The organism is Microbacterium tumbae (assembly GCF_054780175.1).
Map to the genome: position 1 here is coordinate 1,171,563 of NZ_BAAGWV010000001.1, position 21,287 is coordinate 1,192,849.

At 70.7% G+C, this 21,287-nt stretch carries 21 protein-coding genes; 11 read left to right on the plus strand and 10 right to left on the minus strand.

Annotated features, from left to right (window positions below):
• The first annotated feature begins 79 nt into the window (after window positions 1-79).
• From ACYVGQ_RS05425 to ACYVGQ_RS05460, 8 genes are all read left to right on the plus strand, one after another.
• Window positions 80-1,366 carry an adenylosuccinate synthase gene (locus ACYVGQ_RS05425; protein ID WP_460783525.1) on the plus strand — a complete coding sequence of 429 codons (1,287 nt, stop codon included), beginning with the start codon at window positions 80-82 and terminating at the stop codon, window positions 1,364-1,366.
• Window positions 1,367-1,444: 78 nt separating this feature from the next.
• The gene (locus ACYVGQ_RS05430; protein ID WP_460783526.1) at window positions 1,445-2,635 is read left to right on the plus strand and encodes a lactonase family protein; all 1,191 of its coding nucleotides are present in this window, start codon (window positions 1,445-1,447) and stop codon (window positions 2,633-2,635) included.
• 202 nt (window positions 2,636-2,837) lie between these two features.
• Window positions 2,838-4,262 carry a dihydrolipoyl dehydrogenase family protein gene (locus ACYVGQ_RS05435; RefSeq protein WP_460783527.1) on the plus strand — a complete coding sequence of 475 codons (1,425 nt, stop codon included), beginning with the start codon at window positions 2,838-2,840 and terminating at the stop codon, window positions 4,260-4,262.
• A gap of 143 nt (window positions 4,263-4,405) precedes the next feature.
• Entirely contained in the window at window positions 4,406-4,708 is a 303-nt protein-coding gene (locus tag ACYVGQ_RS05440) for a DUF427 domain-containing protein (protein WP_460783528.1), read from the plus strand.
• A 22-nt stretch (window positions 4,709-4,730) separates the two neighbouring features.
• On the plus strand, window positions 4,731-5,552 hold the full coding sequence (locus ACYVGQ_RS05445) for an ABC transporter ATP-binding protein (RefSeq protein WP_460783529.1): 822 nt from the start codon (window positions 4,731-4,733) through the stop codon (window positions 5,550-5,552).
• Window positions 5,549-6,232, plus strand: coding sequence for an ABC transporter permease (locus ACYVGQ_RS05450; RefSeq protein WP_460783530.1), 684 nt, complete (start codon window positions 5,549-5,551; stop codon window positions 6,230-6,232). Before ACYVGQ_RS05445 ends, ACYVGQ_RS05450 begins: the two co-directional genes overlap by 4 nt.
• Window positions 6,229-6,942 carry an ABC transporter permease gene (locus ACYVGQ_RS05455; RefSeq protein WP_460783531.1) on the plus strand — a complete coding sequence of 238 codons (714 nt, stop codon included), beginning with the start codon at window positions 6,229-6,231 and terminating at the stop codon, window positions 6,940-6,942. Before ACYVGQ_RS05450 ends, ACYVGQ_RS05455 begins: the two co-directional genes overlap by 4 nt.
• A gap of 30 nt (window positions 6,943-6,972) precedes the next feature.
• Complete coding sequence (locus ACYVGQ_RS05460) at window positions 6,973-7,896, plus strand: ABC transporter substrate-binding protein (RefSeq protein WP_460783532.1); 924 nt, start codon at window positions 6,973-6,975, stop codon at window positions 7,894-7,896.
• 99 nt (window positions 7,897-7,995) lie between these two features.
• Here ACYVGQ_RS05460 and ACYVGQ_RS05465 read toward each other — a convergent pair whose 3' ends face one another.
• Window positions 7,996-9,222, minus strand: coding sequence for an AI-2E family transporter (locus tag ACYVGQ_RS05465; protein WP_460783533.1), 1,227 nt, complete (start codon window positions 9,220-9,222; stop codon window positions 7,996-7,998).
• 38 nt (window positions 9,223-9,260) lie between these two features.
• Here ACYVGQ_RS05465 and ACYVGQ_RS05470 point away from each other — a divergent pair, with 38 nt between their 5' ends.
• On the plus strand, window positions 9,261-9,554 hold the full coding sequence (locus tag ACYVGQ_RS05470; RefSeq protein ID WP_460783534.1) for a chorismate mutase: 294 nt from the start codon (window positions 9,261-9,263) through the stop codon (window positions 9,552-9,554).
• Window positions 9,555-9,885: 331 nt separating this feature from the next.
• Here ACYVGQ_RS05470 and ACYVGQ_RS05475 read toward each other — a convergent pair whose 3' ends face one another.
• From ACYVGQ_RS05475 to ACYVGQ_RS05490, 4 genes are all read right to left on the minus strand, one after another.
• The gene (locus ACYVGQ_RS05475) at window positions 9,886-12,315 is read right to left on the minus strand and encodes a CHAT domain-containing protein (protein WP_460783535.1); all 2,430 of its coding nucleotides are present in this window, start codon (window positions 12,313-12,315) and stop codon (window positions 9,886-9,888) included.
• Between the two features lie 415 nt (window positions 12,316-12,730).
• Entirely contained in the window at window positions 12,731-14,323 is a 1,593-nt protein-coding gene (locus ACYVGQ_RS05480) for a S8 family peptidase (protein ID WP_460783536.1), read from the minus strand.
• Window positions 14,324-14,357: 34 nt separating this feature from the next.
• A complete protein-coding gene (locus tag ACYVGQ_RS05485; protein ID WP_460783537.1) occupies window positions 14,358-14,804 on the minus strand; it encodes a hypothetical protein in 447 nt (148 codons plus the stop codon).
• Window positions 14,791-15,420 carry an RNA polymerase sigma factor gene (locus ACYVGQ_RS05490; protein WP_460783538.1) on the minus strand — a complete coding sequence of 210 codons (630 nt, stop codon included), beginning with the start codon at window positions 15,418-15,420 and terminating at the stop codon, window positions 14,791-14,793. Before ACYVGQ_RS05490 ends, ACYVGQ_RS05485 begins: the two co-directional genes overlap by 14 nt.
• A gap of 368 nt (window positions 15,421-15,788) precedes the next feature.
• Between ACYVGQ_RS05490 and ACYVGQ_RS05495 the strand changes: the two genes are divergently transcribed.
• The gene (locus ACYVGQ_RS05495; RefSeq protein ID WP_460783539.1) at window positions 15,789-16,007 is read left to right on the plus strand and encodes an SCO4848 family membrane protein; all 219 of its coding nucleotides are present in this window, start codon (window positions 15,789-15,791) and stop codon (window positions 16,005-16,007) included.
• 95 nt (window positions 16,008-16,102) lie between these two features.
• Here ACYVGQ_RS05495 and ACYVGQ_RS05500 read toward each other — a convergent pair whose 3' ends face one another.
• On the minus strand, window positions 16,103-16,906 hold the full coding sequence (locus ACYVGQ_RS05500; RefSeq protein WP_460783540.1) for a MerR family transcriptional regulator: 804 nt from the start codon (window positions 16,904-16,906) through the stop codon (window positions 16,103-16,105).
• Between the two features lie 47 nt (window positions 16,907-16,953).
• Window positions 16,954-18,408, minus strand: a complete 1,455-nt coding sequence (locus ACYVGQ_RS05505) for an MFS transporter (protein ID WP_460783541.1) — start codon at window positions 18,406-18,408, stop codon at window positions 16,954-16,956.
• A gap of 75 nt (window positions 18,409-18,483) precedes the next feature.
• Between ACYVGQ_RS05505 and ACYVGQ_RS05510 the strand changes: the two genes are divergently transcribed.
• Window positions 18,484-19,074: an ArsR/SmtB family transcription factor gene (locus ACYVGQ_RS05510; protein WP_460783542.1), complete on the plus strand. Its 591-nt coding sequence runs from the start codon at window positions 18,484-18,486 to the stop codon at window positions 19,072-19,074.
• 131 nt (window positions 19,075-19,205) lie between these two features.
• On the opposite strand, the gene ACYVGQ_RS05515 is transcribed toward ACYVGQ_RS05510, so the two are convergent.
• The 3 genes from ACYVGQ_RS05515 to ACYVGQ_RS05525 are packed head-to-tail and all read right to left on the minus strand — an operon-like array spanning window position 19,206 to window position 21,159.
• The gene (locus ACYVGQ_RS05515; protein ID WP_460783543.1) at window positions 19,206-19,892 is read right to left on the minus strand and encodes a hypothetical protein; all 687 of its coding nucleotides are present in this window, start codon (window positions 19,890-19,892) and stop codon (window positions 19,206-19,208) included.
• The gene (locus ACYVGQ_RS05520) at window positions 19,892-20,782 is read right to left on the minus strand and encodes an ABC transporter ATP-binding protein (RefSeq protein ID WP_460783544.1); all 891 of its coding nucleotides are present in this window, start codon (window positions 20,780-20,782) and stop codon (window positions 19,892-19,894) included. The genes ACYVGQ_RS05515 and ACYVGQ_RS05520 overlap by 1 nt, the downstream gene beginning before the upstream one ends.
• Window positions 20,779-21,159, minus strand: coding sequence for a GntR family transcriptional regulator (locus tag ACYVGQ_RS05525; RefSeq protein WP_460783545.1), 381 nt, complete (start codon window positions 21,157-21,159; stop codon window positions 20,779-20,781). The genes ACYVGQ_RS05520 and ACYVGQ_RS05525 overlap by 4 nt, the downstream gene beginning before the upstream one ends.
• Window positions 21,160-21,287: the final 128 nt, after the last annotated feature.

Sequence of the window (21,287 nt, forward strand, 5' to 3'; positions counted from 1 at the left end):
GCCTTCGATAGGATGGGGGAGCCCGACTCGGGCCAGCTCATCGGCCGGTGCAAACCCGGCGAAGCAAGGGGGTTCACCCATGCCAGGAATCGTGATCGTCGGCGTCCAGTGGGGCGACGAGGGCAAGGGGAAGGCCACCGACCTGCTCGGCGAGCGCACCGACTGGGTCGTGAAGTTCAACGGCGGCAACAACGCCGGGCACACCGTCGTCATCGGCGACGAGAAGTACGCGCTGCACCTGCTGCCCTCCGGCATCCTGTCGCCCGGCGTCACCCCGGTCATCGGCAACGGCGTCGTGATCGACCTCGAGGTCCTCTTCAGCGAGCTCGAGGCGCTCTCCGCCCGCGGCATCGACACGTCCCGGCTGCGGGTCAGCGCCAACGCGCACATCATCACGCAATACCACCGCACGCTCGACAAGGTCACGGAGCGCTTCCTCGGCAAGCGTCAGATCGGGACCACGGGACGCGGCATCGGGCCGGCATACGCCGACAAGATCAACCGCGTCGGCATCCGCGTGCAGGACCTCTTCGACGAGAACATCCTGCGCCAGAAGGTCGAGGGGGCGCTCGATCAGAAGAACCACCTCCTGGTGAAGGTCTTCAACCGCCGTGCCATCACCTGCGACGAGATCGTCGAGGACCTGCTCTCCTACGCCGAGCGGCTGCGCCCGATGGTCGCCGACACCGGTCATCTCATCGCCCAGGCCCTCGACCGCGGAGAGGTCGTCGTCTTCGAGGGCGGGCAGGCGACCATGCTCGACGTCGATCACGGCACCTACCCGTTCGTGACCTCGTCATCGGCGACGGCGGGAGGGGCGGCGACCGGGTCCGGCATTGGGCCGGGAAGGCTCGATCGCATCGTCGGCATCGTGAAGGCCTATACGACGCGCGTCGGCTCCGGCCCCTTCCCGACCGAGCTGTTCGGCGAGCAGGGCGAGTGGCTGCGTTCGGTCGGCTTCGAGTTCGGCACCACCACCGGCCGGCCTCGGCGGGTCGGCTGGTACGACGCCCCGATCACCCGCTACGCGACGCGGATCAACGGCATCACCGACCTCGTGCTCACCAAGCTCGACACGCTGACCGGCCTCGAGCAGATCCCGGTGTGCGTGGCCTACGACGTCGACGGCGTGCGCTTCGACGACGTCCCGGTCAACCAGACCGACTTCCACCACGCGAAGCCGATCCTGGAGAGCTATCCGGGGTGGAGCGAGGACATCTCGACCGCGCGCGCCTTCGAGGAGCTGCCGCAGACCGCGCAGGAATACGTGCTCGCGCTGGAGCGGATGAGCGGCACGCGCATCTCGGTGATCGGCGTCGGCCCCGCCCGCGACCAGATCATCGTCCGCCACGACCTCGTCGACTGAGCCGCCGCCGCGCCGAGCCCGTCCACACGGCGCGCGGATGCGGTTCCGGGACCCGCTGTATATGGAGGAGTGACAGACATGACGCAGTTCTGGGTCGGCGGCTACGGCGCCGACATGGCGGGGGAAGCCCTCGGCATCGGCGTGCTCCGCGGCGACGAGGGGCGCGAGCCCGCCACGCTCGCGCTTCGAGGCGTGGCCGCGTCGGCTCCTTCGCCGTCGTGGCTGGCGCAGCATCCCTCGCTCGACGTCGTCTACGCCGCCCTCGAAGGCTCCGGCGCCGTGCAGGCCTTCTCCCGGACGGGGGCGTCGACCCTCGTCCCGCTCGGCGATGCGGTCCCTGCGGGAGCCGCGGTGTGCCACATCGCCGTCGCGCCCGGCGGGACGTACCTCGTCGCCAGCTGCTACGGCGACGGCCGGGTGGTGCGGATCGGACTCGACGCCGCGGGTCGCCTCGTCCCGGATGCCGCGGACAAGGCCGCGGCGCTGCGCGCGGCGCTGCTCGGCGGGGACGATCCGGGGGCCGACACGCCAGATGTCGGACGCGGCGGCCCGGAACGGCCTGCGGACGGCGTTCCGGCCCCCGGACCGTCACGCGGCATCGCCGCTGCGGCATCCGACCCCTACGCGCCGGCGACCTCGGCGGGCGGCGCTTCCGCCCCGGCCGGCGCCCGCGTCTCGCACGCGCACGCCGCCGCCTTCCTCCCCGACGGACGCATCGCGACCACCGATCTCGGCTTCGACCTCGTGCGGATCTGGCGCCCCGGCGCCTCCCGGCTGGGCCTCGACCACGAGGTCGTTCTGCCGCAGGGCGTCGGCCCTCGTCACATGGTGGTGCATCCCAGCGGCCACCTCCACGTGGTGACCGAGTACTCCTGCGAGGTGTTCACGCTCGCGCCGACCGAGTCGGGGACCTGGCGCGTGGTCACCGCCTCTCCGGTCTCGCCGGTCGCCGTGGTCGGCGTCGACTACCCCGCCGAGCTCTCCCGCTCCCGCGACGGCGAGACGCTCTACGCCGGCGTCCGCGGCAGCAACACGATCGCCGCGCTGCGGGTGCGCGGCGACGGCTCGCAGGTCGAACCGCTCGCGCTCGCCGACTCCGGGGTCGACTGGCCGCGTCATCACCTGCTGCACGACGGCTTGCTGCTGGTCAGCGGTCAGCGCTCCGACGAGATCGCCGTGCTCGACGTCGATGAGCGCACCGGCGCCCCGCGCGGCATCCGTCACCGCGCCCCCGCTCCCGCCCCGACGCACCTCCTGCTCGCCCGCTGACTCGCCGCCCGCCGCGCGCGCTCCCGGGTCCGTCCCCGGGGCCCGCGTGTCGCCCAGCCCGCTCTTCTCCGAAACCGCGACACCACGCCGAGCGGTAGGCGGAACGACACCGTCTCGGCGTGGTGGTGCAGTCTCGGGGAACAACCGGCCCGTGACATGACGTTGCAGTTCAGCGAGACTGGAAGCGACGGAAGGCACGACGATGGCGACGGACGAGTACGACCTGATCGTGCTGGGCGGGGGACCGGTCGGCGAGAACGTGGCGGACCGCGCCGTCCAGGGCGGGCTCACGGCCCTCATCGTGGAGGGCGAGCTGGTCGGCGGGGAATGCTCGTACTGGGCGTGCATGCCGTCCAAGGCGCTGCTGCGCTCCGGGCAGGCGCTGCGCGCGGCGCAGCACGTCGGCGGAGCGGCGGAGGCCGTCACAGGGGCGATCGACGTCCGGGCCGTCCTCTCTCGGCGCAACTCCTTCACGAGCGACTGGTCCGATGACGGTCAGGTGGCCTGGCTCGATCAGGCCGGGATCGCCCTCGCCCGCGGCCACGGCCGCCTCTCCGGAGAGCGCGAGGTCACCGTCACCGCCGCCGACGGCGCCGTCCGCGTGCTCCGCGCGCGCCACGCGGTGGCGATCAGCACCGGCACGGACGCCGCCATCCCGCCGATCCCCGGGCTGGCGGACGCGAGGCCGTGGACGAGCAGGGAGGCGACGAGCGCCCAGGAGGTGCCCTCGTCGCTCGCCGTTATCGGCGGCGGCGTGGTGGCCGTCGAGATGGCCACCGCATACGCGTCCCTCGGCGCGACGGTCACCGTCATCGCCCGCGGCGGGCTGCTCTCGGCGTTCGAGCCGTTCGCCGGCGAGCGGGTGGCGGAGGGGCTCCGCGAGCTCGGCGTCGAGGTGCGTACGCACACCGGGACCGAGCGCGTCGCCCGCGACGGCGGGCGGGTGACGATCACCCTCGCGGGCGGTGAGGAGGTCACGGCGTCGGAGGTGCTCGTCGCGACCGGTCGCACTCCGCGCAGCGACGACATCGGCCTCGACGTCGTCGGTCTCGAGCCCGGCCGTCCGATCGCGGTCGACGACACGCTGCGCGTGCCGGGGATCGACTGGCTGTACGCGGTCGGCGATGTCAACGGCCGCGTCCTGCTCACCCATCAGGGCAAGTACCAGGCGCGCGCCGCCGGCGACGTCATCGTCGCGCGCGCGGCGCAGGATGCCGTCGACGACGCGGCGTGGGGACGGCACGTCGCCACGGCCGATCACGCCGCCGTCCCGCAGGTCGTGTTCGGCTCGCCGGAGGTCGCCTCGGTCGGCCTCACGGCGGACGCCGCGCGCACGGCGGGATACGAGATCGAGGTCGTCGACTACGACCTCGGCCACGTGGCGGGGGCGAGCCTCATCGAGGACGGCTACAGCGGCCGGGCCCGGATGGTCGTCGACACCGCCCGCGACGTGATCCTCGGCGTCGCCTTCGTCGGGCCGGACGTGGCCGAGCTCCTCCAGGCGGCGACGATCGCGATCGCCGGCGAAGTGCCGATCTCCCGTCTGTGGCATGCCGTTCCCGCCTACCCGACGGTCAGCGAGATCTGGCTGCGACTGCTCGAGGGCTATGGACGGCAGTCGGCCTGAGGGCTCCCGTCCGCTCCCCGGCCGCGCCGAAAGCCTCATCGGACCGCGCGCAATGTTTCTCACATTGACATCCCGTGCGCAAGGCTCTCGGCGGTGTCCGAACCCTCTTATACGCTCAGAACCTGAATCCGAGGAGGACAGGAATGAAGGCTGTACTCGCAGGAACCGTCATCGCGCAGGCCGAGGACGACGATCTCATCTCCATCGAGGGCAACTGGTACTTCCCGCCGTCCTCGATCACGCCCGGCGTCCTCGTCGAGAGCCCGACGCCGTACACATGCCCGTGGAAGGGCGAATGCCAGTACTACTCGGTGCGGACCCAGGGCGAGACGTTCGCCGATCAGGCCTGGTCGTATCCGCACCCCTATCCCTCGGCGTTCGATCGGGTGGGTGAGGACTTCTCCGGTTACGTCGCCTTCGCCCCCGACGTCCGGGTCGGCCCGTGACCCCCGATCGGAGACGCCAGCGATGATCGAGTTCCGTTCCGTGTCCAAGCGATTCCCCGACGGCACCCTCGCCGTGGAGGACTTCAGCCTTGTGCTGCCCTCGCGGAAGACCACCGTGTTCGTCGGATCCTCCGGATGCGGCAAGACGACGCTGCTGCGCATGATCAACCGGATGGTCGAGCCGACCGGCGGGGACGTCGAGATCGACGGAGAGAGCGTGCTCGGCGGCGACCCGGTCGCGCTGCGGCGCCGCATCGGATACGTCATGCAGAACTCCGGCCTCATGCCGCACTTCACGGTCATCGCCAACGTCGCCACGGTGCTGCGGCTGAACGGCGTGAAGAAGAAGGACGCCTATGCGCGCTCGCTCGACCTGCTCGACACCGTCGGGCTCGACCGCGCGCTCGCGGAGCGGTATCCGAGTCAGCTCTCCGGCGGCCAGCAGCAGCGCGTCGGCGTCGCGAGAGGCCTCGCGGCCGATCCGAACATCCTCCTCATGGACGAGCCCTTCGGCGCCGTCGACCCGATCGTCAGGGCCGACCTGCAGCAGGAGACCATCCGGCTGCAGCACGAGCTGGACAAGACCGTCGTCTTCGTCACGCACGACATCGACGAGGCGTTCCTGCTGGGCGATCAGGTCGTGATCCTCGACAAGGGCGCGCGCATCGTGCAGGTCGGCAGCCCGAGCGAGATCATCGAGAACCCCGTCGACGCCTTCGTCGAGGCGTTCATCGGAGCCGATCGGGGCCGGCGCGCTCTGCGCCTGAAGCAGACCGCCCGCGGCACGGTCGTCGTCGATTCGGAGGGGCGGACGCAGGGGGCGCTGATCGAGGACGCCCCGTGAACTGGGTCGTCGACAATCTCGGGCTCATCCTCGAGCTCGCGCTCGTCCACCTGCAGCAGAGCGCGATCCCGATCGTGCTCGGGTTCGCGCTGTCCGTGCCGCTGGGCTGGGTCGCGTGGCGGTACCGGCTGGTCCGCGGCCCGGTCATCGTGCTCACAGGGCTGCTCTACACGATCCCCTCGCTCGCGCTGCTCATCCTGCTGCCGACGGTGTTCGGCTATTCCGCGATCAGCCCGGAGAACCTCGTCATCGCGCTCACGATCTATGCCGTGGCGATCCTGGTGCGCTCGGTCTCCGACGGTCTCGACTCCGTCGACGAGGCCGTCCGGCAGGCGGCCACCGCCGTGGGATACGGCAGCGCGCGCCGATTCTGGACGATTGACCTCCCGCTGGCCGGCCCGGTGATCCTCGCGGGTCTCAGAGTCGCGGCGGTGAGCACGATCTCCCTGGCCACCGTCGGCATCCTCATCGGCGTGAGCAACCTGGGATACCTGTTCACGAACGGGCTGCAGCGCCGGATCATCGCCGAGGTTCTCGCGGGCGTCGTCGCGGTCGTGGTCATCGCGCTCGTCATCGACGGCCTGCTGCTGCTCGCCGGGCGAGTCCTGATGCCATGGACCCGTGCGAGCTCAGCGCCCATGCGCCGGCAGGCGCGGATCGCGGTGAGGGCGGCCGCATGAACATCTTCCTCGAGGCCTTCGCCTGGCTGTTCTCCCCGGAGCGGCTGGAAGGCTCCTACGCGCTGCCCGTCCTCTTCGGCCAGCACCTGTGGTTCACCGCCGTCTCGGTCGTCATCGCGGTCGTCATCGCGGTCCCGCTGGGCTGGCTGATCGGCCACACCGGCAGAGGGCGCGAGATCGCCGTCGCGGTGTCCGGCGCCGCCCGCGCGGTCCCGTCCTTCGGACTCATGGTGCTGCTCGTGCTTCTGCTGGGGGTGCTGCGCATCCCGGAGGCGGCCGTCATCACGTTCGTGCTGCTCGCCATCCCCTCGCTGCTCGCCGGCGCCTACACCGGTCTCGAGGCCGTCGACCGCCGAGTGCTCGACGCCGCCCGCGCCGTCGGCATGACCGAGTGGCAGGTCTTCTGGAAGGTCGAGGTGCCGCTGGGGCTTCCCCTTCTCGTCGGCGGCCTCCGTGCGGCCGTCCTGCAGGTGATCGCGACCGTCACGATCGCCGCCTACGTCAATCTCGGGGGCCTCGGCTGGCCGATCATCCAGGGGCTTCCGCTGCGTCGTCTCGACCAGGTGATCGGCGGGGCCGTCCTCGTCGCCGTCCTCGCTCTCATCGCCGACCTGCTTCTCGCCCTCGCGCAGCGCGCCGCGGTGCCCGCCGGCATCCGGGTGCAGCAGTCCGGAGCACGGCGCGCGCGTCCGCGCGCCGCCACCGCCTGAATCACAGACTCCCACCAAGAGAGGAACATCATGTTCACCGCACGAAAGTCACGCCTCGTCCTCGCGGGCGCCGCCGCCATCGCGGCATCCCTGATCCTGGCGGGCTGCTCGAACAGCAGCCCGCTCGACACCCCGTCCGACGACTCCGGGTCCGGAGAAGCGGGAGGCGACACCATCGTCATCGGCTCGCAGGCCTACTACTCCAACGAGATCATCGCCGAGATCTACGCGCAGGCGCTGGAAGGCGCCGGGTTCGAGGTCGACCGCCAGTTCAACATCGGCCAGCGCGACGCCTACATCCCCGAGATCGAGTCCGGTGCGATCGACCTGTTCCCGGAGTACACCGGCAACCTCCTGCAGTTCTACGACGCGGATGCCGCCGTGACCAGTCCCGAGGACGTCTACGCCGCCCTGCAGGACGCCCTGCCGGACGGGCTCACGGCGCTGGACTACGCCGACGCCAGCGATCAGGACACCTACACGGTGACGAAGGAGTTCGCCGCGGCGAACGACCTCACCACGATCGGGGACCTCGCGGACGTCGAGGGCACGGTCACGCTCGGCGGCGCACCGGAGCTGGAGGAGCGCCCGTACGGTCCCACCGGCGCCAAGGACGTCTACGGCATCGACCTGGCGTTCTCGGCCACCGCCGACACCACGTTCGAGTCGCTGCTGGCCGGCGAGATCCAGGTCGCGGACATCTACTCGGCGGATCCGCGGTTCCAGACTGAGGACATCGTCGCGCTGGAGGACCCGGAGAACCTCATCCTGGCGTCGAACGTCGTCCCCATCGCGTCCAGCGACGTGGCCGACGAGATCGCCGACGTCATCAACGGGGTCAGCGCGGAGCTGACGGTGGAGGACCTCGTCGCCCTGGGCGTGCAGAGCACGGTCGACCAGGCCTCGTCCGCGGACATCGCGACGCAGTGGCTGACCGACAAGGGCCTCATCTGAGGCTCGTCCCCTCACCGAAACTGCGACACCACGCCGAAACGACTGCGGGTTACCGCTGTCTCGGCGTGGTGTCGCAGTTTCGGGGGAGGATTCGGAGGATCAGATCCTGGCGTCCTGCCGGGGGATCCAGACCTTCTTGATGATGATCAGGATGGATGCCGTCACCGGCACGGCCACGAGGGCGCCCAGCAGGCCGAGCAGGGTGCCGCCGACCAGGGCCCCGATCACGACGAGGGACCCGGGGATCGACACCGCGCGATTCATCACCCGGGGAGTGAGCACGTAGGCCTCCACCTGCATGTACACGAGGTAGATCGCGGCGAACACCAGCGCGAAGACGAGGTTGTCGCCGAAAAGGGCGATCCCGGTGCCGATCACCCAGAACAGCAGGGAGCCGACCAGCGGGATGAGCGTCACCAGGAACGCCACGACCGCGAGGAGCAGCGGGAAGGGCAGCCCCAGCACGGAGTAGAGGATCATCACGACGATCGCGTTGATGAACGCCAGGGTCACCATGCCCATCACGTAGCCGCCGACCGAGTCGGTGATCTGATCGGTGATGATCTCGGTGTTGGCGCGGTCGCGGGCGGGAACGAGGCGGAGCATCGCCTGCTTGATCCCGGGGAGCGTCGCGGTGAAGTAGATGATCAGGACGAGGACGACGACGACTCCTGAGATGCCGTTGGCGATCGACGCGCCCACCTGCAGCGCCCCTCCGCCGATCGCGGCGAGGTTGCCCGGGTTCGAGAGGAAGCCCTGCACGTCGGCGACGAGCGACTCGAACTGATCGCCGAACTGGTCCTCCAGCGTCGCGTAGAGATCGCTTCCCTGGAAGTCGGAGATCATGCCGGGGACGTCTCTCACGAAGCTCGCGATCTGCTCGACGACCACGGGGATGATCGCCCAGACGATGAGCGCCAGAGCGACGATGAGCCCGACGAGCACGGTGACGACTGCGAGCGGCCGCGTGAAGCGGCGCCGTTCGAGGAATCGCACGGCGGGGTCGAGACCGAGTGCGGCGAAGAGCGCGAGGGCGATGTAGATGATGACGGTGGACAGGTTGGACAGCGCGAGACCGAGGAGGATCGCCGCGAGAGCGCCCAGGGTGACGAGGAAGCCGAACACGAAGGGGCGGTCGATGCGCGTCCAGAACGAGCGGCCGGAGGGAACGGGCTCGACGACCGGTTTGGGCGTCAGCTCCGGTTCCGCCTCGGGCTCCGGTCTCGTCCTTCGGCCGGATCCCCGCTTCGGCGCCGGATGCGGGGCGGGCATGGCCTCGACCGGATCCTCGTCGGATGCCGGCGCCGCGGTGTCATCGGTGCTCATGCGATCACTCTAGGGCGCGGGTTGGATATCGTGGGGGCATGACAGATGACGCACGGAGTGAGCTGCTGCGCCTGCGCGCCAGCATCGACAACATCGACGCCGCACTCATCTTCATGCTGGCCGAGCGCTTCCGGGCGACGCAGCAGGTCGGGCACCTCAAGGCCGAGCATTCGATGCCGGCATCCGATCCCTCCCGCGAGGAGCAGCAGGTCGCACGTCTCCGCGCCCTCGCCGAGGAGGCCCATCTGGATCCCGAGTTCGCCGAGAAGTGGTTCAACTTCGTCGTCGCCGAGGTCATCCGCCATCACACCGAGGCCGCCGAGAAGCGCTGAGCGGCCGTACGCTCCGTCCTGCACACCGCGGCGGAGCGCCGTATGCCACGCGTTCCGCGTACGGGTCCGAGCGCCGCGTGCCGTGACGCGAACGAGGGGTGCCGCGGTTGCAACCGCGGCACCCCTCGAGCAGTCGATGCCGGTCCTCGCGCTCCCCAGCGCGCTTCCCCAGTGAGGACTTCGACGTGCCTCCCTCGCTCCGGCCCTACCCGGACGCTCCACGTGACATCGTCTGAGTATCAAGAGCGGGCTCCCTCCGATCTGATACATCGAATGGAGAAAATCTTCCCGGAGGTCTCTCTCCTGCGCTCCGCTGGCTGCCGCCGCCTGCTCACAACGCGGCGCCGTGCACCTGGAAAGAGGTGCGCGCGCCGGTGGACGCCGAGGCCGAAGCCAGCGCGACGGCGGGATCCTCGCCACGGGCGAGGCGGGAGTGGACGGCGCTCAGCAGCGCAGCGGCATCGTCGTCCGGCACGACCGCCGGAGCCGCGATCACACAGCGCGCGCCCGCATGGAGCCACACGCGGGTCATGCCGAGCGCCTCCTCGCCCCATCGCACGGACGAGCGTCCGAGCTCGCACGCCGACAGCACCACGGTGTCGGGAACGCGCGGGACGAGATCCACGTCATAGCCGAACAGCGCACCGTCGGCGAGCTCGAAGCCGGCGAACATCGGATTGTCGACCGCGTGCCTGCCGTGCGCGGCGATGTGCAGGACGTCCACGCGATCCGCCAGGGCGGTGACGGCGTCCACGCGGGCGGCGTCGCCCGTGAGAACGGTCGCCTCGGCGCCGCGGTCCGTCCAGGCGGACCCGGCTCGCTCGATCTCCTCGACGGCCCTGGGCACGCGGGGCCCCGCGGCGAACCCGGCATGGCGGGGCGTGCGGTCGGCGGTGCGGTCGTCGAGCCACCGGGAGGCCGAGGTCGCGAGGGTGAAGGGACGGCCGTCCATGTCCGGGAGCATGCCCCACGGGATGCCGGCGAGGGCGCCGGGCACGGTCAGGACCAGCCGGGTCGCCGGGGCGACGCGCATCGGCGCGAGCAGTGCGCCGCTGAGGCTCTTCAGGCGCTCGTCCAGCGCGCGCGCGACGACAGAGGCCATCGGACCCGTGCGGACGGCGGCGGCGACGTCCAGGTCGGCGCGCAGCCCCTGCGTGGCCTGCTGCACATCCGGCCAGGACAGGCGCACGATCCGCGCCGAGGTCGTCGTCGTCACGACGCACAGCAGCTCGGCGCCGGTGAACACATAGGAGAGCATGGCGGTTCCGGCGTCGAGGGCGCCGCGCACCGCGTCGAGCGTCGTGCGCGGCCGGGCGTCGCCGGCGCCGGTGGTCGTCCACTGGCGTTCGCGCACCCGGTCGCGCAGCGCCCGCACCTGCGGGTGCGTCGTCCACTCGCTTCCGGTGAGCTCGGCGCGCAGCATCCGCAGCGCTGCGAGATCGGCGGCCAGCGCCGGATCGTGCGGCGGGCGCACGGGCGCGACCTGCTGGCTGAGATGCCGCGCGCGCTCGGACCAGTCGAACAGGATGCCCGGACTGCCGCTCCGTGCCGCTGAGCGGAGTCCGGCGAAGATGAGTCCGGTGCCGTGCATCGCCACGGAGGCCTGGAGATCGAGTGCGCCGAAGGACCGCTGCCAGTCGGAGAGCAGATCGAGGCCCTCGGCGGCGATCCGTCGTGCGCGCGAGGGCGCGGCGCGCGCGGCGCGGACCTCTGCGGCGCGCAGTCGCAGCGGGGTCGGCGCGTTCCTGGGCAGGCGGGGGAGGCGGCCGGCATCCTGCCCTCGGAGCGTGGCGGCCAGCGACCCGCTGAACCGGACGGCGATGGCCTCGGCGGGGAAGCCCGCCGCAGCGAGAGACTCGGCGGTCGCGGCGAAGTCGGCGGGCGGGGGCGGCGCACCGTCGGCCAGCAGGGCGTCCAGGCGGATCGCCGTGCTCCTGGCCGTCCAGCTCTCGCTGCCGAGCGAGCGGAAGCGCCGGGAGGCGTCCCGCGCGATCCGCGCCGCGCGGACAGGGTCATGGCCGAGCAGGGAACGCGCCAGGTGGAACTCGGCCTCTGCGCGGGCCTGACGCATCCGGGCGGCGCCGAAGGTGGCTGCGACGGACTCCAGCAGACGCTCCGCCTCGTCGACAAGGCCGGCGTCGCGCAGGACCTCGGCACGGTCGAGATCGCTCATGGCGGCGCTGACATCCGATTCGGCGGCGATCATCGGCCGTGATCGGGCCATCAGCTCCAGAGCGGTGACGAGGTCGCCGGCGAGGAGGGCGGCGTAGCCGAGGTTGTGGCGCGACTCGGCGGCGGCCGCGGCGTCGCCCTCGGCCTCGTAGAGCGCGGTCGCACGCTCCAGGTCGGCGGCGCAGGCCTCGAGCGCACGGCGCTGCATGTGCACGAGCGAGCGGTTGAGCAGGCAGTTGGCCAGGGCGATCCCCTCGAGTCCGGCGACGGCGCGGGTGAGCATCTCGTCCGCCTCGTCCAGGCGTCCGGCGCGGCTGAAGAGCACGCCGAGCTGGCCGCTCAGGATCGCGGCGGTCTCGGCGCTCAGGCCGTCGCGGGAGAGAGCCTCGCGACAGAGCGCCTCCGCCTTCGCGGGCTGTCCCGTCTGGGCGATGACGTATGCCAGGGTTCCGGCGATGCGCGCGCGGAGGTCGGGGTCGGCGCCGGGGCCGGCTGAGGCGCGTTCGAGCAGCCGGCGCGCCTGGGCGTACCGCTGCGCATTGCTCGCGGCGCGCCCGCGTTCGTACAGCTCGTACGCCGATGTCCCCATCCGACAAGGATGCCCCGTGCACCGCCGCGATGCGAGCGCGGCGTGCCTGCGGATGCCGTGCGCAGCGAGCTCGCGGGTCTCCGGAGCGCTTTGGACGGCAGCGATCCGTCTGAGAAGCCGGCCAGCGCCGCCTTCGAACCGTCGGATCGGCGATCCTCTGGACGTCGTCAGGGTGCGCCCGGGAGATTGTGCGTGACCGGGTAGAGCTGCGACATCTTCTCTGACGTTCCCGAGAGCGTGCCTTGGAATGGCCGGTGGCCGGCCCTGAGGGCGACATCTTCTGGGACACGCCCGGAGGCGCGTCCCAGAAGATGCGAGTGCCCGCAGGAGGCTTCCACACCTTCCCGGACACGCTCTACGGGATCGAGGGCAGCGAGACCGGCGGGGAAGGGACGAGGGGGGAAAGACAGCCGGATCAGCCGAGCGCGGCATCCGGCGGAAGCGTCTTCAGCACCGCATCCACCGCCTTCTGCGCCTTCGCCGCCGCGACGACCGGTGCCTTCCCTGCCGATCGATCCAGCAGCGGGCCGAGCAGGGCGGCGATCCGCCCTGCGACGTACGGGGCGGCGAAGGATGTTCCGCTCCAGGCGGCGAAGCCGCCGCGGTAGTCGTCGGGGTCGATGGTCTGGCGGTCGAAGCCGTCGAAATCCGCACGCGTGGCCGCCTGGGCGCCGCCCGTGAACGCCGGAGTCGTCGACACGATCGCCGCGCCCGGCGCGTAGACCCGCACCCACGGGCCGACGTTCGAGAACAGCGCCAGCGAGCGCCACGAGGGGTTCAGCGCCCCGACCGACACGAGGGGCATCCCCCTTTCCGGCCTCAGACCGTTGTCCGCACCGGGCCACGGCCACAGCGAGGCGGGGAAGGACGGACGGTCGATGGCGTCGTTGCCGGCCGAGCAGACCACGACGGTCCCGGACTCGCGCGCCGAGCGCAGCAGCTCGTACAGCGTCAGGGAGAACAGGCCGTCCGCCGGGGTCTCGTGATAGTAGCCGAGGGACAGGTTCAGCACGTCGACCGGATGCCCGCCGGCCTCGCCGGCGACGTACCTGCGCTGCAGCTCCACGACCCCGGCCAGTGCCTGCAGGAACGTGCTCTCGTCGACCACGCCCAGGGAGCCGGCCACGCGGATCGAGAGGATGTCGGCGTCCGGAGCGGTCTGCCTCAGGATGCCGGCGATGAACGTCCCGTGCCCTGCGACGGCATCGATCTCGCCGTCGAGCTGCCCGTACAGGTCGGGGTAGCGTTCCGGGTCGTCGGGACCGGTCAGACCGATCGGGACCCCGTCGATGGAGATCCCGCGCGTCACGACCGTGTCCGGCAGCCAGGCGTGGACGCCGCAGCCGGTGTCGAGCACGGCGACGACCGCGCGCCGCCCCTTCTTCGGGGCGGGACCCCGCACGGGCTCCGGTCCGATCCAGGCGATCGGCTGCCGTCCGCCGCGGCCGGGCTCGAGGTAGTCGTCGCTGCCGACGGCTCCCGCCCCCCGCACCGGGTTCGTCCGGGTGAACGGGTTCGTGCGCGTGAAGGGATTCGTCCGGGTGAAGGGGTTGAGCCCCACCGGATCGATCGACAGCACATGCTCGAGACCGGCCCGCGGCAGCGGCCCTCGGGCGATCCGCCTGGCCCGCTGCAGCACGCGCCAGGCATCCGGCGGCACGGGTGACTCTCCCTCGCCCGGCTCGTCGGGCGTCGTGAGGCGCGCGCGGTGCATGCCCGCGATGCCGGGGAGGCTCTCGCCGCGCAGGCCGCTGCGGATGAAGTCGTCGTCCTCGACGTCCAGCCGCCAGCCGAAGGAGTGCGCGGCGTCCCTCAGGATCTTCAGATCACGGTCGTACGCGTCGTTCGTCTCCTCCGGGTTCTCGGCGATCAGCATCCGGTCCGGCAGATACGCGGTGGGATACGCGCGGATGCCGTCGACCGGATCCACGCTCGGATCCAGTGCCGTCCCCCGGGGGATCGACCCCTCGGCGCGGTCCTGCCAGCTCCAACCCCTCGGCTGCTCCATGCTCTTCCTCTCCACGGTGCGGATGCCCGCCTCGTCACACCTCGAACTGAGGCGTGAGCAGATCCTTCGCGTCCCCGGCGGTCACCAGCAGAACCCGGCAGAGTCCGGGCGGGACGTCGTCGAAGGCGAAGCGGCCGCTCTCGGCCGGGATGACCGACCACGTGCGGCCGCCCTGGGTGAGCCGGATCTCGTCCGTCTCGGCATCGACCCAGCCGTCGACGCGCCGGTGGTCCCGCTCGGTGCGGCTGACGTGCAGCAGCACGCTCGACGTGCCGTCGCTGAACTGCAGGGTGGTGGTCTCCGCCTCCCCGCGGACGGGAGAGGCGACGCCCTCGATCAGCGTGAGGAGCGCATACTCGCGAGACAGATCGGCGACGGCGATCGCGGCGATCATGCGGTCGGCGAGGTCGGCGGGAACGGGATCGAACTCCTCCGCCGCATCGCGGAGCCGCCCGAACAGGAGGTCGTCAGGGTCGCTCATCGCTGCTCCCTTCCAGGGGAGCCGGGAAGCCCGTTCCGACGAGCGCGGTGCGCAGCTTCGCTAGGCAGCGCTTGCGGGTGGGGCCGATGCTGCCGACCGGCATGTCCAGCTCGACGGCGATGGAGGCGTAGTCCGGCCGCTCGTCGAAGGCGACGACGCGCAGCAGACGCTGGCAGCGCTCGGTGAGCGTCTGCACCGCCGCCCACAGCCGGGCGTTCTCATCGGATGCCGAGACCCGGGCCTCGGGGGACTCCTCGACGGGCAGCAGCGGTTCCAGGACGTCGTCGGACGTCGCATCGGCCCTGCGATGCTGCTTGCCGACCCGCCACGCCTCGCGGCGGGCCGTGACGGTCAGCCAGCCCGAGATCGCCTGGGCGTCGGCGATGGAGTCCTGGCTGCGCACGAGAGCCAGCCAGGTGGTCTGCACGACGTCCTCGGCGAGCGAGCGCTCCAGACCGTAGGCGCGGACGACATGCCAGAGCACAGGCGTCATCAGACGCACAAGGTCGTCCATGGCGCGCGCGTCGCCGGAGCGCCAGCCGGCGAAGAGCACGGCCGCCCGTTCCCAGCGCGCCGACCCGTCGCTGACGGCGCCTTCGGGGGAGGCGTCGGTCATGGTGCCCATTGTGCTCACACCTACCAGGAGCACGGCAAGGGGTTTCTGATACATGGACGGCGTCCATTCTCCGGTGGGGCCCCTCGCCCCTCGTCGAGCGAGCCGGAGACTCTCCTCCGTTCGTCGAGCGAGCCGCTCTCCTCCCGCTCGTCGGGCGAGCCGCTCTCCTCCCGTCGAGCGAGCTGGAGACCCTCCCGTTCGTTGAGCGAGCTGGAGGCGAGTCGAAACGGAGTTCGTCCCTGGTGCGTTTCGACTCGGTAGGCTCCGCCGTCCTCGCTCGACGAACGGCTGTAGCGCGGGAGGGCCGGCTCCGCCTGCCTCGACGAGGGGAGAGGCGGATGCTCGCATGAATCGCCTAGCGTGGGAGGGTGATTCCCCTTGCGATCGTCCTGTTCCTCAACGCCGCCTTCAATGCGATCGTCTGGCCGCAGTTCTACAGGCGTGTCGCGGCCGACCCTCGTTCCCGTGACGAGAACGGCCGGCCGACCAGGTTCCTCACGGTCCACGCTGTGCTGATCGCGGTCGCCCTCGTGCTCGCGCTCGTGTCGGCGCTCGTCGGCGTCGCCGGTCTCGCCGGGGTGCTGTAGTCGCGGCATCCGCACCTCGGGTTCCGGCTCCGAGACCCCTCGCCGTCGCCGAGGCCCGTCTGAGTCGTGCCGGTCAGGAGGGGTCTCGACGATGCTCAGGCCCGGACGACCGGCTGCTGCAGTTCGGTGACCCAGTCGGACTGGTCCGCTGAGACTGCGCGGACGTACAGCTCCCGACACGGACCAGTCGGAACGAAGCCGCGCGCGAGGATCTCGGTATGGATGGCCTGCCAGCTCCGGGCGATGCCCTCCATCGAACCGAGATGGATGCCGCAGACGGCCTCGTCCGCGGCGGAGAGGTCGATGAGCTCGAACCCGTCGCGGGCGTGCCCGCCGTATGCGTATCCCGCGACCACCTCGGTGCCGTCCTCGGTCTCGGTGTACTGTGCGATCGGCGTCGTCAGGGATCCGCACTCGTCGCCGATGACCGAGGCGATCGCATCGAACGCCGGACCGACGATGTCCGCGATCTCAGGCTGGGACGCCGCGACCGCCCGCCGCGCGGCCAGGCGCACCGCAGGCAGCGGCTTCTCGATGATCTCGATCTGTGTCATGTGCTTCTCGCTTTCGATGAGATGGAGGCGCCGTTCCACGTCGACGAGTCGTGCGGCGGCGACCCGGTGCTCCTCCTCGACCTCGGCACGACGGATCCGCAGCAGAGCGGAGATGCGCTCGGCATCCACCCCCTGCTCGAGGATCAGCGCGATGTCGTCGAGGCCGAAGCCGAGCTGGCGCAGCGCCACGATCCGGTGCAGCCTCTCCAGCTGCGAGGGGTCGTAGGAGCGGTAGCCGCTGAACTCGTCCACGTGCGCGGGTACGAGCAGACCGGCGGTGTCCCAGTGCCGGAGCATCCGGTGGGTCACCTGGCCGATCTGCGCGAACGCCCCGATGGATAACATGTCTCTGTTCTCCCGCCTCACACGGTGTCAGGGTCAAGCATCCCCGGTCATCCGTTCTCGAACCGCTTCGCGTGCGCCGCCCAGCCGGCCTCGGCGGGAAGCGCCCGCAGCGCCTTGTTCGTGACGGCGAGCAGCACGGCGACGGCGCACAGCGCGGCGCTGAGGAGGATCGTGTTCTGCCGGCCGAGCCACGTGAGCCCGAACCCGGCGATGAGAGGGGCGAGGGGCATCGCGCCCATCCCGAGGACGCCGGCCGCGCTGTTGGCGCGTCCGAGCAGCCCGGTGGGGGTGGCCACCATGAAGTACCCCATCATGGCCGCGTTCAGAGCGGGCAGCAGGAAGACGGAGACGCCGAGCACGAGCACGATCCACCACGGCGATTCGATCATCGACACGATCACGGCGGCGATCGTCGTTCCGCTGATTCCGGCGATCGTGAGGGTTCCCGCCTTGACGCGGGGGACGAGCAGCGGGGAGACGACGGCGCCCGCGAGCATCACCGCACCGATCGCCGCGGACATCGAGCCGATCGTGAGCTCGGAGTGGCCGGACTGCTGGAGCGCGTAGATGACGGTGGTGGTCGCGGCGTTGAAACCGAGGTTCACGATCGTGATGATGAGCAGGACGCCTCCGAGGTCGGGGCGGGAGAACAGCCAGGAGAAGCCCTCGCGGATCTCCGCCCAGGCGTTCGGCCTCGTCCGGGCCGCGGACGCCTCGGCCGCGGCCGCCTCGGCGCTCACGGGCGTCGGGCGCGGCGCGGCGGGCTCCTCCACGAGGGAGGCCGCCCGGACGGCGTCCAGCCCGCCGTGCGGCAGAGCGGCCCCGGGGACGTCGGCGCCGGACGGCACACCGAGAGCGCCCTCCGGCGGAGCATCCGAACCCTGCGCGGGACCGTCCGCGATCCCCGCGCGGCGCGCGGACCTGCGCAGCAGCCCCGCCGTCGCCGCTGCGACGGCGTAGCAGAGGGTCATGACGACGCCCACCAGCCAGGAGCCGAAACCGAGCAGCAGGCCGCCGAGCGGCCCGCCCGCCAGCTGGAGCGCGGCGTCCCTGCCCTGGTTCGCGGCCTGGGCCCGCCCCATCGCCTCGTCGGGCACGAGCTCCTTGAGCGCGCTCTCGCTGGCGGGTTCGAACAGTCCGGCCCTGACCATCAGCATCATCTCCACGGCCAGGATCGTGCCGAAGGTGAGCGCGCCGACGAGTGAGAGCAGCGTGAATCCGGCGGCGAGCACGGTCGCGAACAGGCCGCCGAGGATCATCAGGCCGATCCGTCCGTGGCGGTCGGCGAGGACGCCGCCGTACAGCGTCACGATCAGGCGCGTCACCATGCCGATGCCGCCGATGATCCCGGCCTGGGCGGGATCGTTCGTGACCACGAGGGCGATCAGGGGGACGGCGAAGCTCGCCAGCGTGGTCGCGAGACCCTTGCCGGTGTCGCTGATCAGCCACAGCACGTAGCGGCGGTTGGTCCAGAGCCCTGCGCTCCTCGTCACGGTCGTCATGGTACTCACCGTAGATGCGCAAGGAGTATTGCGCAAGTTAAATTGCGCAATTTTGGTTGTGAGTATGATCGGGGCATGGCCGAGGAGAAGACGGAGATGCCTTTCGGGGATGCGACGTGGATGACCTCGGCGATGCTGAAGTCGTACTCGCATCCTCTGCGCCGGCAGATTCTGCGACTCCTCGCCCGTCGCGAGTTCCTGCGCGCGGCGGACATCGCCGCCGAGCTCGGGGTGCCGCCGAACAGCGCGAGCTTCCACCTGCGCACGCTCGCCGACGCCGGCCTCATCGAGGAGGCGCCGGAGAAGGCGCGCGATCGGCGCGACCGGGTGTGGACGGCCCGCAAGGGCGCGCTCAGCGTGGGCGGCCCCGACAGGCCCGTCGCCGACGAGGCGCTCGGAGACGCCGTCATCGCCGCCCTCGCCGAGGACCATCAGGACCTTGTCCGGCGTGTGCTCGCCTGGACGCCCGAGTATGTCTCCGGGCGGACGACCGCGGTGCACGCCGCTTTCAATCAGCGGACGATCCGGCTCACCGAGGCGGAGTTCGAGCGGGCGATGACCCAGATCCATGACGTGCTGAACGCGGCCGACGAGGCGCACGACTCCTCCGACCCGTCCGGGCGGTTCTGGCAGCTGGACCTCGTCGCCGCGGACGACACGATCTGAGCGGGTGCCGTCCGGCACCCGCTCAGATCGGCACGCGCCTGCGCCGGTCCTCGTCGCGAGCCCCGGCCGTGTCGGACGGAGCCGACCGGGGCTCTGCGCTCGACGGCGAGGGGACGCCGGCGAGCGGACGCTCAGGGGATCGCGCGGCGGAACGCGAGGAACGAGACGCCGGCCAGCGCCGCCACGACGACGAGGCCCCACAGCGCCAGGCCGAGCGCACCGAGCCACTCGATCGCCTCGCCCACATGTCCCCACAGCTCGAGCCGGGTGGCGAGGAACACGAGGCCGACGAGCACCAGTGCGAGTACGACGCCGACGACGGTGATGACCGTGGGGCCCCAGCTCTTGTAGATCGTGGCGCCGGTGAACCCGGCGACGAAGAAGAACAGCGCGAGGGTGAAGTAGACCACGAATGCGCCGAGCGGACCGGCCTCCCACAGCCAGGGGAGGTAGAACATCCAGCCGTTCACGCCATAGCCGTTCGTGAGGCTCTCGATGGCGCCGCCGAGCAGGAACAGCAGCCCGATGAAGGCGCTTCCGAGCACGGCGGTGAGCATCGTGCCGAGGAAGAACTCCCGACGGGTGATGCTCATCGCCTGCGAGAACGGGAAGGTGAGCGTCATCGCCGACAGCCCGATGGCGAAGAAATACCACAGGGGCGCCTGGCCGCCGCCGCCGTACTTCGGCTCGTCGACGGGGATCATCGCGTAGATGAGCACGGAGATGACGGTGGCGGCGCCGAGAACGATCAGCGGCACCCAGATGAAGGTCTGCCGGTTGATCAGCTGCAGGCGGATGACGTTGAGTACGCGTCGCATCAGTGGACCTCCTTCGCGTTGGCGGCGTTCTGGGTGAGCCGGACGATGAGCTGCTGCAGGGAGACGGGGGCGAGATCGAGACCGGCCGCGGTGAGCTCGGCGTGCTCGCCGGGGGTCAGGGCGCCGAAGACCGTCGCAGACGCCACCCGGCCGAGGGACTCGCGATGCAGCACCTCCTTGCCGGTCGTGAAGGCGTCGACCGCGGCGGCATCGCCGACGATCGTCACGGCGCGGTCGCGCACGGCATCCGTGTTCTCGTTCAGGAGGATCCGGCCGTTGTCGATGACGATGACCTTCTCGATGAGGTTCGAGACCTCGTCGATCAGATGCGAGGAGAGGATGACGGTGCGCGGATGCTCCGCGTAGTCCTCGATGAGGCGGTCGTAGAAGATCTGGCGGGCCACCGCGTCGAGGCCGAGGTACGGCTCGTCGAAGAACGTGATCTCGGCGCGCGAGGCGAGGCCGATGATGACTCCCACGGCGGAGAGCTGGCCACGGGAGAGCTTCTTGATCGTCTGCTTCATGGGCAGCTGGAACTGTTCGATGAGCTCATCGGCGAGCGACTGGTCCCAGTTCGGGAAGAACAGGGCCGAGGCCTTGAACGCATGCTTGGGGTACGCGTCGTCCGGGTACTTCTGGCTCTCGCGGACGAAGCAGATCCGGCTGAGCACGTGGGCGTTCTCATAGGGGTGCTCGCCGAACACGCGCACCGTGCCTGAGGACTCGAAGTTCTGCGCCGTGAGGATCGACATGAGCGTCGTCTTGCCCGCGCCGTTGCGCCCGAGGAGGCCGTAGATGGCGCCTCCCTCGAGACTCAGCGTCACGTCGTCGAGGGCGTTCTTGTCCTTGTAGCGCTTGGTGAGGTTCTGCACCTCGATGACAGCGGTCATGCGGGGGTGTTCCCTTCTGTGCGCGCGGCGCGCTCGGCGAGCAGCGCCGCGAGGTCGGAGGCGCCGAGGCCCAGTGTGCGGGCCTCGGCGAGCAGGGGATCGATGTAGCGATCCGCGAAGGCGGCGCGGCGCTCTCCGAGGAGCAGGTCGCGCGCGCCGGCGGTGACGAACATGCCGACGCCGCGGCGCTTGTGCAGCACGCCCTTGTCGGTGAGCATGGCGACTCCCTTGGCCGCGGTGGCCGGGTTTATCCGGTAGAAGGCGGCGAGCTCGTTCGTCGAGGGGGCTTGGGCCTCCTCGGCCAGGCTGCCGTCGAGGATCGAGTCCTCGATCCGCTCGGCGATCTGGAGGAAGAGCGCTCTGCCTTCTTCGATCACGGTGCCCCCGGTGGTCGGTTGGTTACTTACTTGACTAAGTAACCATGTCACCTGCGCGAGTGTCAAGGGTCGTACGGAACGGGGGCCGACACGCCAGATGTCGGACGGATGCGGCGGACGGGTCTGCG

Bases quoted from the DNA above. Each gene is read 5' to 3' on its own strand.
- ACYVGQ_RS05510 (WP_460783542.1), top strand. From the start codon at position 18,484: ATGGCCGAGGAGAAGACGGAGATGCCTTTCGGGGATGCGACGTGGATG.
- ACYVGQ_RS05460 (WP_460783532.1), top strand. From the start codon at position 6,973: ATGTTCACCGCACGAAAGTCACGCCTCGTCCTCGCGGGCGCCGCCGCC.
- ACYVGQ_RS05490 (WP_460783538.1), bottom strand. From the start codon at position 15,420: ATGACCGACGCCTCCCCCGAAGGCGCCGTCAGCGACGGGTCGGCGCGC.
- ACYVGQ_RS05520 (WP_460783544.1), bottom strand. From the start codon at position 20,782: ATGACCGCTGTCATCGAGGTGCAGAACCTCACCAAGCGCTACAAGGAC.
- ACYVGQ_RS05425 (WP_460783525.1), top strand. From the start codon at position 80: ATGCCAGGAATCGTGATCGTCGGCGTCCAGTGGGGCGACGAGGGCAAG.
- ACYVGQ_RS05515 (WP_460783543.1), bottom strand. From the start codon at position 19,892: ATGCGACGCGTACTCAACGTCATCCGCCTGCAGCTGATCAACCGGCAG.
- ACYVGQ_RS05430 (WP_460783526.1), top strand. From the start codon at position 1,445: ATGACGCAGTTCTGGGTCGGCGGCTACGGCGCCGACATGGCGGGGGAA.
- ACYVGQ_RS05440 (WP_460783528.1), top strand. From the start codon at position 4,406: ATGAAGGCTGTACTCGCAGGAACCGTCATCGCGCAGGCCGAGGACGAC.
- ACYVGQ_RS05480 (WP_460783536.1), bottom strand. From the start codon at position 14,323: ATGGAGCAGCCGAGGGGTTGGAGCTGGCAGGACCGCGCCGAGGGGTCG.
- ACYVGQ_RS05485 (WP_460783537.1), bottom strand. From the start codon at position 14,804: ATGAGCGACCCTGACGACCTCCTGTTCGGGCGGCTCCGCGATGCGGCG.
- ACYVGQ_RS05455 (WP_460783531.1), top strand. From the start codon at position 6,229: ATGAACATCTTCCTCGAGGCCTTCGCCTGGCTGTTCTCCCCGGAGCGG.
- ACYVGQ_RS05475 (WP_460783535.1), bottom strand. From the start codon at position 12,315: ATGGGGACATCGGCGTACGAGCTGTACGAACGCGGGCGCGCCGCGAGC.
- ACYVGQ_RS05445 (WP_460783529.1), top strand. From the start codon at position 4,731: ATGATCGAGTTCCGTTCCGTGTCCAAGCGATTCCCCGACGGCACCCTC.
- ACYVGQ_RS05435 (WP_460783527.1), top strand. From the start codon at position 2,838: ATGGCGACGGACGAGTACGACCTGATCGTGCTGGGCGGGGGACCGGTC.
- ACYVGQ_RS05465 (WP_460783533.1), bottom strand. From the start codon at position 9,222: ATGAGCACCGATGACACCGCGGCGCCGGCATCCGACGAGGATCCGGTC.
- ACYVGQ_RS05505 (WP_460783541.1), bottom strand. From the start codon at position 18,408: ATGACGACCGTGACGAGGAGCGCAGGGCTCTGGACCAACCGCCGCTAC.
- ACYVGQ_RS05470 (WP_460783534.1), top strand. From the start codon at position 9,261: ATGACAGATGACGCACGGAGTGAGCTGCTGCGCCTGCGCGCCAGCATC.
- ACYVGQ_RS05500 (WP_460783540.1), bottom strand. From the start codon at position 16,906: ATGTTATCCATCGGGGCGTTCGCGCAGATCGGCCAGGTGACCCACCGG.